This window comes from Parabacteroides sp. 52 (assembly GCF_010500925.1).
Classification (GTDB): domain Bacteria; phylum Bacteroidota; class Bacteroidia; order Bacteroidales; family Tannerellaceae; genus QVMG01.
In genome coordinates, this window is the sequence record NZ_QVMG01000001.1 from 92,196 (window position 1) to 105,990 (window position 13,795).

Genomic DNA, 13,795 nt, shown 5'->3' on the forward strand with positions numbered 1-13,795 from the left:
GAACTGTTTTTTTCTTTGTGTGTGGGGGCGAAGCGGTCTTCTTTGTTGCCATCGGAGAGGGGAGTAGGGGGGAATAAAAAAAGGTTATCCGGATAATTTCCGAATAACCTTTTTTTAGTAGCTACTATTTTTTATTCAATAGATTTTCTTTTTCTCTTCTTTTTTACTTCTGTTGTGATCTGTTGTTCTTCTTTATTGAAACCTACAAGAATCTGATCGCCTTCACCCACTGAAGCGCGAATGATCATTTCAGCCATCTCATCTTCCAGGTATTTCTGAATGGCACGTTTTAACGGACGGGCACCAAACTGGATGTCATACCCTTTGGTCGCAATAAAATCTTTTGCTTCCTCTGTAATAACTAACTCATACCCCAGGTCACATACGCGTTTGTAAAGTCCTTTTAATTCGATATCGATGATTTTGTGTATCGCTGTTTTATCCAACTGGTCAAACATAATGATATCATCCACACGGTTCAAAAACTCAGGGGCAAAAGCCTTATTCAACGCTTTCTGAATAACAGAACGGGAGAAGTCTTTATCCGTTTCACCTGCCGCCTGCGTATTGAAACCAACCCCGCGGCCAAAATCTTTCAATTGACGGGTTCCGATATTGGAGGTCATGATAAGAATCGTATTCTTAAAGTCGATACGCCGCCCCAGACTATCTGTCAGACGTCCTTCATCAAGAACCTGCAACAAGAGGTTAAATACGTCGGGATGTGCCTTTTCTATCTCATCCAATAAAACAACCGAATAGGGTTTGCGCCGTACCTTTTCTGTTAATTGTCCCCCTTCTTCATATCCGACATATCCCGGAGGCGCTCCGATCAAGCGGGAAACGGCAAATTTCTCTAAATATTCACTCATATCGATACGCACCAAAGCATCTGATGAATCGAACAGGTATTCGGCTAATTTCTTTGCCAAATGCGTTTTACCCACTCCGGTAGGGCCCAGGAACATAAAGGTGCCGATCGGTTTGTTGGGATCTTTGAGTCCCACCCGGTTGCGTTGAATGGCTTTGACAATCTTCTGTACCGCTTCATCCTGACCCACTACCTGGCTTTTCAGTGTTTCTCCCATCTCTAGCAGTTTCACATTCTCGGCCGTGGCAATCCGTTGAACGGGGACACCAGACATCATGGCTACTACTTCTGCCACCTTTTCTTCATCGACCGTTTCCCGATGTTCCTGCATTTCCTGTTCCCATTTCGCCTTGGCCGCCTCCAGTTGTAAGAGGTATTGGCGTTCTTTATCCCGAAAGCTGGCAGCCAATTCAAAGTTCTGCGATTTAACAGCGGCAAGCTTCTCTACTTTTGTCTCTTCTATTTTGCCTTCCAGCTCTTCCATGCTCTTGGGCACAATGATATTGGAGATATGCACGCGGGATCCGGCTTCGTCCAAAGCATCAATGGCTTTATCCGGAAAATTACGGTCGCTGATGTATCTTTCTGTCAATTTGACACACGCGTCCAGTGCCGCATCGGTATAGGTGACATTATGATGTTCTTCGTACCGGGGTTTTATATTTTTCAATATCTGCAAGGTTTCTTCGGCTGTCGTAGGATCGACTATGACTTTCTGGAAACGACGTTCCAAAGCTCCGTCCTTTTCGATGTTCTTACGGTATTCATCCAGGGTCGTAGCCCCTATACATTGTATCTCTCCACGTGCCAATGCAGGTTTTAACATATTCGCTGCATCCATAGAACCGGATGCGGAACCGGCACCTACAATGGTATGAATCTCGTCGATAAATAAAATGATATTCGGATTTTTGGAGAGTTCATTCAGTATCGCTTTGATACGTTCCTCGAATTGTCCGCGGTATTTGGTGCCGGCAACAATGGAAGCCATATCCAGGCTTATCACCCGTTTGTCAAAAAGAATACGGGATACTTTGCGTTGGGTAATACGTAAAGCCAGGCCTTCTACAATAGCCGATTTACCCACTCCCGGTTCACCGATCAATACCGGATTATTCTTTTTGCGGCGGCTAAGTATCTGGGCCAGACGTTCTATCTCTTTTTCACGTCCGACAATAGGATCCAGGCGATTCTCTGCTGCCGCACGTGTCATATCGGTTCCGAAATTATCCAATACGGGCGTATCGTTGGGGGATTTTTGCTGTGCCGCACCTGTGCCCTGTCCACCCCGGGAAGATTCTTTACGGGAAGAGAAATTTTCATCTTCGTCTTCTTCGTCATCATCATCCGTATAGCCGTCGCTGATCTCTTCAACGTCTTCATATTCAGACAATCCCGTACCACTTACCAGGTAATTATATACTGTACGATAAGTCACACCTTCTTTTTCCAAAACACGAGCCGCCACATTGTACTCTTCTTTCAACAGAGCCAATAACAAATGTTCGGTATCTGTTTCCATACTTTTAAACATGCGGGCTTCCAACATACTCATGCGCAACACGCGTTCCGTGGTTTTGGTTATGGCTATCTCCGGTTGGGCATTATCCTCCACGTCAACGGTATGACGAATCTCCTGTTCGATTCTTTTCTTTACCTCTCTTGTGTCAATATGTAGTTCATCCAAGATTTGTAAAGCTTTCCCTTCACCATCACGAATAAGGCCTAACATCAAATGTTCCGGTCCGATATAGCTATTTTGAAGCCTGGTGGCTTCTTCCCGGCTATATTCGATAACATCGATCAACCTTTTTGAATAATTATTTTTCATATTATATAATGTACTATGACTATGCAAAATTAATAAACTCTGCTTACTTAACAGCAAAATCTATGCCATTGTTCGGGAATAAGATTTGAAAAGGGCTGGATAACAAATTTTCAGATTAAATTCTTTCGTAGTACCGGGAAAACTCTTACCTTAGTGCGATTTTTCAGAGATGAGAATGTGAGTGTAATTAATAAAAAGCTAAATGGTTGATCAAGACAGAATTATAAAGATTAACATCGAGGATGAAATGAAGTCGGCATACATTGATTATTCAATGTCAGTGATCGTATCTCGTGCTCTTCCTGATGTAAGGGATGGTTTTAAACCTGTTCACCGTCGTGTGTTATTTGGGATGAATGAATTGGGTAATACATCCGATAAACCTTATAAAAAATCTGCAAGAATAGTAGGGGATGTGTTGGGTAAGTACCACCCCCATGGTGACTCTTCTGTATATTTCACAATGGTACGTATGGCGCAACCCTGGTCGTTGCGTTATCCGCTGGTTGACGGACAAGGAAACTTCGGTTCTGTAGACGGTGATAGCCCTGCTGCTATGCGTTATACGGAAGCCCGCCTGAGTAAACTGGCTGAAGAAATGTTGCGGGATATTGATAAAGACACCGTAGACTTTCAACTGAACTTTGATGATACATTAAAGGAACCAACCGTTTTACCGACTCGTATTCCCAATCTTTTGGTGAATGGGGCATCAGGTATTGCCGTAGGGATGGCCACCAATATGGCTCCTCATAATATGAGTGAGGTATTGGATGGATGTATTGCCTATATCGAGAGCCGTGGAGAAATTGATGTGGAAGGATTAATGGAGTATGTGAAAGCTCCGGACTTTCCCACAGGGGCTACGATCTATGGGTATGCCGGTGTGAAGGATGCTTTTGAAACGGGTAGGGGACGTATTGTCCTGCGTGGGAAAGCGGAAATTGAACAGGAACATAATCATGAGAAAATAGTCATTACAGAGATACCTTATTTAGTAAACAAAGCGGAACTGATCAAATACATTGCTGAACTGGTAAATGACAAACGTATTGAGGGTATTTCTAACGTAAATGATGAATCCGACCGTCACGGGATGCGTATCGTGGTGGATATTAAACGGGATGCCAATTCCAGTGTGGTTCTTAATAAATTGTATAAACTGACGGCACTGCAATCGTCATTCAGCGTAAATAATATCGCCTTGGTCAATGGACGCCCCAGACAGCTTAATTTGAAAGATCAGATTGGCGCATTTGTGGATCATCGCCAGGATGTAGTATTGCGTCGTACCCGTTTTGACCTGAAGAAAGCAGAAGAACGGGCACATATTCTGGAAGGACTCATTATTGCTTCCGATAATATCGATGAAGTAATTGCTATCATACGCTCTTCTAAAAGTCCGCAAGAGGCTATTGAACGCCTGATTGAACGTTTCTCTTTGTCTGAAATTCAATCCCGTGCCATTGTTGAAATGCGCCTTCGTCAACTGACAGGACTTGAACAAACCAAGTTACGGGCTGAATTTGAAGAAATAGAAAAATTGATCGCTGACTTGAAAGAAATTCTGGAAAGCGAAGAACGTTGCATGCAGGTGGTCAAAGAAGAACTGCAGGAAGTAAAAGACAAATATGGTGACGAAAGAAAAACCGATATTGTTTATGCTTCAGAAGAACTGAATCCGGAAGATTTCTATTCAGATGATGAGATGATTATTACGATCTCTCATATGGGATATATCAAACGTACACCATTAAGTGAGTTTAGAGCACAAGGACGAGGTGGAGTAGGGGCCAAAGGTTCTGAAACAAGGGATGAAGACTTTGTGGAATATATCTATCCGGCCTCTATGCATGCGACCCTGTTGATCTTTACAGCAAGGGGTAAATGTTATTGGCTGAAAGTATATGAAATACCGGAAGGAGCTAAAAATGCCAAAGGAAGAGCCATTCAGAATTTGTTGAATATTGAATCCGGAGATAAGGTACAGGCTTTCATTCGTGTGAAAAAATTAACGACTGATACGGAATTTATCAATTCACATTATCTGTTGTTCTGCACCAAGAAAGGGGTTATCAAGAAAACGTTGTTGGAGGCTTATTCACGTCCACGTCAGAATGGGGTAAATGCCATTACATTACGTGAAGACGACGGTTTGATCCAAGTGAAGATGACCAATGGAGACAATGAGGTGATTATTGCCAATAAAAACGGACGGGCTATTCGGTTCCACGAAAGCAAAGTCCGTGTAATGGGACGTACAGCTGCTGGTGTCCGAGGAATGACATTGGATGGAAAAGAGGATGAAGCTATCGGTATGATATGTCTCAAAGACAAAGAAACCGAAACAATCCTCGTCGTATCGGAACAAGGATATGGTAAACGCTCGAATATTGACGATTATCGTATGACTAACCGGGGAGGAAAAGGAGTAAAAACCATTCATATCACCGATAAAACAGGTAAACTTGTTGCTATTAAAAGTGTGACAGAAGAAAATGACTTGATGATTATAAATAAATCGGGTATTACGATCCGGATGAAAGTCGAAGATATCAATGTCATTGGTCGCGCCACACAAGGGGTGCGTTTGATTAACCTGGGCAAACGCCACGATGAAATAGCCTCTGTCTGCAAAGTATTATCCGAAACCGATGAACAAATCGCAGAAGAAAAAGCGGAACGGGATGCTAAATTGGAAATGCATGAAGTAAACCCTAATGCAGAAACAGAGTCTAATAAATTAGATGATGCAATAGAACTGCCGGAAGGGGATGAAAAGAACACAGAAGAATAATTATAAATAACTTAAATATTAATCTCAAATTAGAATCGCATGAAACGAGTATTATTAACAGTTGCATTATGTGTAATAGCTTCTGCCTCTTTTGCTCAAAAGAAAGCAGTAAGTCAAGCACAAAACATTGCGAAAGGAGACAAAGCAGATTACGCTGAAGCTAGAACATTGATACAAGGTGCTTTGGAAAATCCGGAAACAAAAGATGATGCCAAAACATGGTTTGTTGCCGGTTATATCGAAGATCAACAATTCAGCACAGAAAGAATGAAAGAAATGCTGGGACAACAACCGAATCAACCCGTTATGTACCAAGCACTTCTGAATGCATTGCCTTATTTTGAAAAGTCTTATGAGTTGGATCAATTACCTGATGCAAAAGGAAAGATCAAACCTAAACATACAAAAGATATAAAAGGTGTTTTAAGTGCTAATCATATCCAATATTTCAATGCAGGTGCTTATTATTTTGATCAAAGAGATTACCGCAAAGCGTATGAATCTTTTGAAAAATATTTGGTCATATCGGATCACCCCATGTTTAAAGGGGAACCGGTTGCAGCCAGAGATTCAAACTTTATGATCGTTCAATTCTATTCAGGCGTTGCTGCTACTCAACTGGGTGAACCTCAAACAGCTATTGCTGCTTTAAATCGTGCCAAAGAAACAGACTACAAAGGCAACGAAGTGTACCAATATTTGTTTGGTGAATACCAGCAGTTAAACGATAGTGTAAATATGGAAAAGGTTTTGATCGAAGGACTTCAGAAATTTCCTGAAGAAAAATTCTATATGCTTCACCTGATCAATATTTATATCTATTCCAATAGAAATGAAGAAGCTATCCAATACCTGCAAACAGCCATCAATGACGAACCGAACAATCCACAGTTATATGATGTATTAGGTAGTATATATGAGTCTTTGAAAGACGTTGAAAAAGCAGAAGCTACTTTCAAAAAAGCATTGGAGATTGATCCTCAGTATGTTGATGCCTTATCCAATCTAGGACGGTTATATTACAACCAGGCTGTTACAATACAAGGAGATGCTAATATGATTAGCGATAATAAACTTTACCAAGAAGAATTAGCCAAAGCTAAAGCTCTGTTTGAACAAGCACGTCCATTTTTTGAACAAGCACGTCAATTAAAACCAGAACAAACAGAATATCTTGTAGCTTTAAGAGGTATTTATTATAACCTGAACATGGGTAAAGAATACGATGAAATTGAAGCACTTTTGAATAAATAAGAATTTTATACAAAAGAACTGATAAAAAAGAAAGCCATTCTCTAACGGGGATGGCTTTCTTCTTTTTTATTCTCATTGAAAAACTTCATGAATAGAAGAGAATAGTGATGTTATAAACTTTACTTTCTTTTTGAAATTGGAAAGAGAAATTCCAAATAAGAGGAGAGTTTCGAAATAAGCTATTAAACATAATAGTGATTATGAATTTAAAAGCCTATTTCCAAACAGATCTGCATACAAGCTCGGATATCAAAGGATTATTAGTTTAGCAAATTTTAATAAAAGTTGTTTTTGACCGAAATGTGTAAACTCCACGGTTGCTTTTGTATTTCCTCCGTCACCTTCAATGGCAATCACTTTTCCCTCGCCGAAACGTTCGTGTCGCACACAGAAACCGACCTGTAATCCGGATACTTCCATGCCTGAAGTATTGGGTTGAACAGTTCTTTCGGGTTCAATCCGCTTCAGACGAGATCTTTGGGGCTGTGTAATGGATGAAGAAGTATCCACGGCTTTGGGTTGTTGAAAAGGTGATTGAAATGCCGGACGTTGGTACTTTTCTCTTAAAGAGAATGTATCATTCGACAGACTTGTATCTTCCGGTAAATCAAGGTATTTCTTGTCTATATCCTTCAAAAAACGGCTGGGAGAACAGATCGCAGTTTTCCCGTTACGAAACCGACTTTTGGCATAAGACAACACACAATTTTCTTCTGCCCGGGTAATAGCTACATAAAAAAGGCGTCTCTCTTCTTCAATCGCCCGGATATTGTCTTTAGCCATCTGGGAAGGAAAAAGATCTTCTTCCAAGCCAACAACAAATACATTTTTAAATTCAAGCCCTTTGGCTGCATGAACAGTCATAAGAGTCACTTTGTTGGTTTGTTCCTCTTTGGCATTATCCTGGTCGGTTAATAAAGCCACATCAGAAAGAAAATCGGCCAAAGAAACCCGGTCCATTCCTTCTTCCCGTCGAATCTGTACAAACTCTGCAATCCCTTTCAAAAGTTCTTCCAGGTTTTCTCGTTTACTAATTCCTTCAACCGATTGATCCTGTACCATAAGAGAAAATATACCACTTTGTTTTACAATATGAGCGGCAACCTCTTCAGCCGAATTTGTTTGACTGAAAAGAATAAATGAATCCATCAATTCCCTGAAGTCACTCAGCTTTTTGGCCGTCCCTCCATTGATAGAAACAGCATAAGATAAAGGTTCTTTTAGGATCGACCAAAGGCTTGTATTATACTGATTTGCAGCAGTTATTAACTTCCCGACAGTCGTCTCCCCTATCCCTCTCGCCGGATAATTGATTATCCGTTTCAAGGCTTCTTCATCATGAGGATTTATGATAATCCGGAAATAAGCAATCACATCTTTAATCTCTTTCCGTTGATAAAAAGAGAGTCCCCCATATATTTTATACGGAATACCTCTTTTCCGAAGAGCCTCTTCCAGGATACGAGATTGTGCATTGGTACGGTATAAAATAGCGAAATCAGCATAATCATACTCTTTTTTATTCCGCATTCCCTCTATCTTCGAGGCTACCGCATACCCTTCTTCGTAATCCGAATAAGAAGCAAATGCCTGCACCTTTTCTCCTTCTGCATTTTCTGAATAAACAGTCTTTTGAATCTGTTCTTTATTTTTATGTATCAGACTATTAGCTGCATTTACGATGTTTTGCGTAGAACGATAGTTCCGTTCCAATTTAAATGTCCGGCAGCCCGGATATACCTTTTTCAGTTGCAATATATTATCAATATTAGCCCCGCGGAAGGAATAAATGCTTTGTGCGTCGTCACCCACCACCGTTATACGACCATGCGCCTCACTCAAGCGCTGCACAATAAGATGTTGTGCGAAATTTGTATCCTGATACTCATCTACCAGAATATATTGGAAAAACTGGCGGTATTTATCCAATACAGCCGGATGATCCCGAAAAAGAATATTTGTATTAAGGAGTAAGTCATCGAAATCCATGGCTCCGGCTTGTAAACACCGGCTTTGATAACGCTTATAGATTTCACGTATCAAAGGGACTTTCGCTTTTATATCATATTCTACCAACTCTTTGTTTTGTTCATAAGCCCGCCAGGTTATCAAGGCATTTTTCGCATTGGAAATACGGCCTTGCACCATACCCGGACGATAGGTTTTATCATCCAGTTGCATTTCTTTAATGATGGCTTTTAAAAGGCTTTTAGAGTCAGTTGAATCATAGATCGTGAAATTAGATGGATATCCTATACTCTCAGCTTCCGAACGAAGGATACGAGAGAATAGGGAGTGAAAGGTCCCCATCCAGAGACGACTGGCCACCTGCTCACCCACCACCGAAGCAATACGTTCCTTCATTTCCCGGGCTGCCTTATTGGTGAAAGTCAATGCCAGAATAGCATAAGGAGGAATCCCCTGATTCAATAAATAGGCGATCTTATAGGTTAATACTCTTGTTTTTCCGGAACCCGCACCGGCTATAACCAATGCAGGTCCATCTATATAGGTAACCGCTGCACGCTGACTATCGTTTAATTGACTGAGATATTCTTCCACTCTTTGGACCTTTTATATGAAGAAACAAAGGTAGTGATTTTTTGGAAAAGCTAAGGATTAAAATTAATCCCTGCTTTCCGAGCCTGCGCATGCTGTAGTCTGCGATTAATACGATATAGTTTCCCCTCTTTGAAGAACCTGGCTCCGGTTTGTTTGAACCAGAATGAAACACTCTGCTTTACGCACAAATCGTGTAATTCCATAATCCAATCGAAGTTACAGGGCCGGGCATCGTAACCGGATTCTCCGCCGACAACGATTTGCTCCACCCACGAGCCTATATTGTACAGACTAAGGTCGATACGACCCAAAAGCGGTTCACAAATAAGAATCTTATGTTTTATTGGAGCATCTTTATAAATAGGCAGGCGGTAATCGGCCCGGTCTTGATTCTCGATGGTGCAACAGATAGTTACATGATCGTAGCCATCGCCCCAATCGTCAGGTAATGATTCTTGCAGACGGTCGATGCGCTTGGTAATCATCATAAATCTTAGATCACTGCGAAGTCGTATCATTTCCCACGCTTCTTTGCGCCACTCATCAGCTTCTTCGACAAAGAAGTCGGAAGTAAAGCAAGTATAAACCAGTGAACCGGGAGGTATTTTGTATTCACCGTTGCGTTTCTTTTGGATAGGCAGGTCGAAGTTTTTGGTTTTGGCAATGATACTGCTGTCAATACCCCGCTTTGAGTCGCCCCGATAAACGTAGCAATGTTGGCAACCGGCACTCAGTTTATGACAACCGTGCCACAGGTTCCACATCTTCGATTTCGATTCAATAGCGTTTTTAGGCATATATGCGGTAATCTTGCGTAATCTGTGTTTTCTATACTCATTGAATTGCCAACAAATTTAGTAAATATCTGATGAACAGTCGTTGTTAATAGCTGGAAAGTCTCGGCAGGGGGCTGACCCCAAAGTCTGTAATTTGCACACAGATGACACAGATAAGACAGATAACCACAGGATAATCAAATAAATAAAATCTGTAACCATCTGTCTGATCTGCGTATTGAATTACTTTTGAGTCAGTCCCTACCGAGACCTGCATCCTCTCTCTACAAGATCTAGCGTTTTATTTTTTTCAATTCATCACCTTCCGCACCCATCCGGAACTTCCTTTTATGATCAAAGTATGTTCTTTTATCTGTTGGATGGTGAAGGTGGCCTCGCCTTCGGATTTGGAAGCTGCAAAGAGTCGTTTCCCGTTGAATGAGTATATCTCTATGGTCTCTGCAGCCGGGGAGTTTACGGTTAATTTAGCGTCTATGATAGATACACTGGTGACACTGGTTTCTACGGTCTCGATGCCTGTCGGATTATTATTCCCTTTGATATCTACGGAAAGCTTATCCTTGGTTATTTTACCTCCATTACTCAAGGTAAAATCGATCTTTGTCAGATGAATGGTATATGTTTTGCCGGTTATCGTGTGATCAGTAGTATAGGCTATATCCATGATTTTGCGGGAAGAAGAAGAGCGCAAGGCACTGCGTAACGGGTTTTTCTCTTTTATCTCTATTTGCCAGGCATTATGGGGTAATGCCGTACACACCCAATCGAACGACTCTTGCAACGATTTATCCAGATGTGTATTGGGTTCATCCAAAACGATGCCTTCAGGAAACTCTACCGTAAATGTGCCGACCATATTTATTCCCATAGGAACATCCCAGGAGAGCGCTATACTGTTTACCTCCTCCCCTTCTGTTTCGGGTTGTTCAACCAGGATATCTTGATCATACTCCTTTATCGTTCCAAAGTCTTTCCATGCAGCAGCTTTCTCATACAACGATTTTGTTCCTGTGGGCACATACAGGGTACAGGCTGATAGATTACTCAGTTGAAAACCTAAATGCTCAACCGTTGCCGGTGTACGTCCTAAGGCATATACTGTTTTCAGATTTTCTCCTAAAATAGCAGAGGTTTCAATGTGTTCGACGGAGGATGGAATCGTTATAGACACCAAAAAGGAATTATTAAAACTAAAAGCTTCCTCTTTTATTCTTTTTACCGTATGGGGAATTAATAAGTCGGAGATCGTATTTTTCTGTGGACAGAAAATCAACGTTGTCTTCTCCTTATTGTAGAGTATTCCTTCTTCTGACGCATACACTTTATTGGCAGCATCTACTTCTATTGTATGGAGAGACAATAGATTTTGCAAAGACCAATACCCTATATGCGTCAAGGAAGCGGGTAAAAAGATATACCTCAAAACCGAATTACCTCCATCGAATGCCTGATCGACTATTCTCTCTACCGTATTCGGAATTAATAAGTTGCCTGATTTTTTATTCGGGCATTGCAACAACGTTTTGATTCCACTATCGTATAATACACCCTCTATGGATTTATAATAAGAATTACCGGAGGCAACCCCTACGGCTGCCAGGTTTCTGCATTGGTAAAAAGGCATAGCCCCTATTTGTGACACATTTTCAGGAATAGTAATAGATGAAATTTCAGTTGAAGCAAAAGCCTGAGAACCAATATTAACAAGTGAATTGGGTAGATCTATCCGGGTAAGTTTTTCACACCAGGCGATCGCACGGGAACCAATATGTGTCACTCCTTCCGGAATAACGATTGATGTTATTTTTTTATTATTCAAAAAGACTTCATCTCCAATTTTAGTAATCCCTTCCGGTAGTACAACGGCACCTCCCGTTCCATTATATTTTATAAGTTCCCCCTTTTCAATTTCAAATTCAGACGGCGTTTTTTCGCCCCAGCCCGGGTTTTGGGTCAAATGGGCATTGGCAGAAATCGCGGCAGCCGGTATAGGTAAAAGTGTATACTGCTCCGCCCAGTCCGCATTTTGTTTCAAACGAGAGATATTCTGGTAGTTCATACCTTGCGTATAGCTACGGTATTTATTATTTATAGCTGTACGAATGTCCTGAGAGGAAGCCGCCGCTGTCAAGGAAGGTGCCATTCCTTTTCCCATATCAATCGAGTTTATGGAGGCGATCGCTTCTTGCAGATTATCGGCAACTAATGCACATTCGGCATTCAACAGGTAAGAGATCGTAACCAAGTTATTATCACCATAAAGAGAATGATTCCAGGATAAATTATTCACCAATATTTTTGTAAAGGGGTAAGCTTCCGCATATTTCCCTTGTTGCATATAGATAGAACCGATAATAAACTGCGCCATCGACTGCGTATCCTTATCCTGAGATAAGTCAATAGCTTCTTGCAAATCAGCCACCAATTGCTGATACAATTCGTTTATACTCGTCCGCGGAGAGGTTGTCGGATTCAAAGGAACAGCCCCGAAGGCCACAGATAAATTATAATACACAAAGGCTTTGTAGACCAAAACACGAGGATCTTTATTCGGATAATTTGCCGTCTCTGTTATTGTTTTATAGGATTGCTCCCAGAATCCTTTTAACAATTCGTCGGCAACATCTATTTTCTGTCGGGCTTCCAGGGTTGAAAAGGTATTATCTATATGTATAAACGACTCACAGGCTTTGTTGTATTCCTCTATCAGGGGCTTATATTTCGCATCCGGATCTTCCGGCGTTGAAGCATTTTCATAGACATACGTATAATAAGGGGCTCCTTCGTCCAATAATGCCGTAGGATATCCCTCGGCATCATAGGTATACGTGTTTACATCCGGTTCCATATGAGTATATATTACCTGCACGACATTGTTCGGATTGGCATAATGGTCAAAGTTCTCATTCCCGTCAAACTGCCAGAACCAACGAGGGAAATGCTGGTTGGAGAATACAGACGGCTTATCATCGTACACAAAAGTTTCCGTATCTTCTTGATCTGTCATTTTTACCATATTGCCTGCCTTGTCATATGCGTATAAGATTTCGGTTTCACAGATGCTTTTCAACAAACGCCAGTCAGACGGATCAACAATCAGTGTGTCAATGTATTTACTCCACTCCCCCTCGTAGGCGAATTTTGCAAAAATAGTATCCCCACTGTATGTAAATTCATAAAGACGGTCTATTTCGTTTGCCGGGAAATCGTGTCTTTCCATCCGGATTAAGCGGTCGGATGAATCGTAGAAAAAGCGATTCACTTCCCAACTCTTATTGACAGTGTATGTTTCTTTATAAGAAGTTAACCGCCCCGACTCGTCATAATAAAAATCAAAAAAGTCCTTTCCTTCTTCATCCGAGAGGATTGTTTTTATGCGTTTTTGCGCATTCATTTCTACTGAAATGACCGGAAAGAGTACTATGAGTAAAAAGATTACCCGTAAAAAAGTCTTTGTTTTCATTGTTTCTCATTTATTATAGATACATTTTTACCGTGTAATAGCGAGATATTTCTATCGCACCAATCTGATTAACAAAATTAAAGAAATCTTTCGGAAGAAAATAAGCGGATTTACCCCGGGGTTGCGAATGGGATAGTATTTGCATTGATCCGTTGTATATCATGGCCGAACGGTCTTATTTTCGTATTGAACGGTTCTTTATTTTAAGCCATCTGTCGAT

At 41.1% G+C, this 13,795-nt stretch carries 6 protein-coding genes; 2 read left to right on the plus strand and 4 right to left on the minus strand.

The window, feature by feature from the left end:
- Positions 1-131 precede the first annotated feature (131 nt).
- Positions 132-2,702 (minus strand): ATP-dependent Clp protease ATP-binding subunit, encoded by a 2,571-nt coding sequence (locus D0T51_RS00405; RefSeq protein WP_163723792.1) that lies wholly within the window; start codon positions 2,700-2,702, stop codon positions 132-134.
- A 202-nt stretch (positions 2,703-2,904) separates the two neighbouring features.
- Here D0T51_RS00405 and gyrA point away from each other — a divergent pair, with 202 nt between their 5' ends.
- Both gyrA and D0T51_RS00415 read left to right on the plus strand, forming a co-directional pair.
- The gene (gyrA, locus tag D0T51_RS00410) at positions 2,905-5,499 is read left to right on the plus strand and encodes a DNA gyrase subunit A (protein ID WP_163723794.1); all 2,595 of its coding nucleotides are present in this window, start codon (positions 2,905-2,907) and stop codon (positions 5,497-5,499) included.
- Between the two features lie 39 nt (positions 5,500-5,538).
- A complete protein-coding gene (locus tag D0T51_RS00415) occupies positions 5,539-6,753 on the plus strand; it encodes a lipopolysaccharide assembly protein LapB (RefSeq protein ID WP_163723796.1) in 1,215 nt (404 codons plus the stop codon).
- Between the two features lie 249 nt (positions 6,754-7,002).
- On the opposite strand, the gene D0T51_RS00420 is transcribed toward D0T51_RS00415, so the two are convergent.
- The 3 genes from D0T51_RS00420 to D0T51_RS00430 all read right to left on the minus strand — a co-directional run bounded on the left by D0T51_RS00420 (position 7,003) and on the right by D0T51_RS00430 (position 13,575).
- Positions 7,003-9,315 (minus strand): ATP-dependent helicase, encoded by a 2,313-nt coding sequence (locus tag D0T51_RS00420; RefSeq protein WP_163723798.1) that lies wholly within the window; start codon positions 9,313-9,315, stop codon positions 7,003-7,005.
- Between the two features lie 50 nt (positions 9,316-9,365).
- Complete coding sequence (locus tag D0T51_RS00425; protein WP_163723800.1) at positions 9,366-10,112, minus strand: DUF5131 family protein; 747 nt, start codon at positions 10,110-10,112, stop codon at positions 9,366-9,368.
- A 289-nt stretch (positions 10,113-10,401) separates the two neighbouring features.
- A complete protein-coding gene (locus tag D0T51_RS00430) occupies positions 10,402-13,575 on the minus strand; it encodes a leucine-rich repeat protein (RefSeq protein WP_163723801.1) in 3,174 nt (1,057 codons plus the stop codon).
- Positions 13,576-13,795: the final 220 nt, after the last annotated feature.

Coding starts and splice junctions, on each gene's coding strand:
- D0T51_RS00415 (WP_163723796.1), top strand. CDS start 5,539: ATGAAACGAGTATTATTAACAGTTGCATTATGTGTAATAGCTTCTGCC.
- gyrA (WP_163723794.1), top strand. CDS start 2,905: ATGGTTGATCAAGACAGAATTATAAAGATTAACATCGAGGATGAAATG.
- D0T51_RS00425 (WP_163723800.1), bottom strand. CDS start 10,112: ATGCCTAAAAACGCTATTGAATCGAAATCGAAGATGTGGAACCTGTGG.
- D0T51_RS00430 (WP_163723801.1), bottom strand. CDS start 13,575: ATGAAAACAAAGACTTTTTTACGGGTAATCTTTTTACTCATAGTACTC.
- D0T51_RS00405 (WP_163723792.1), bottom strand. CDS start 2,702: ATGAAAAATAATTATTCAAAAAGGTTGATCGATGTTATCGAATATAGC.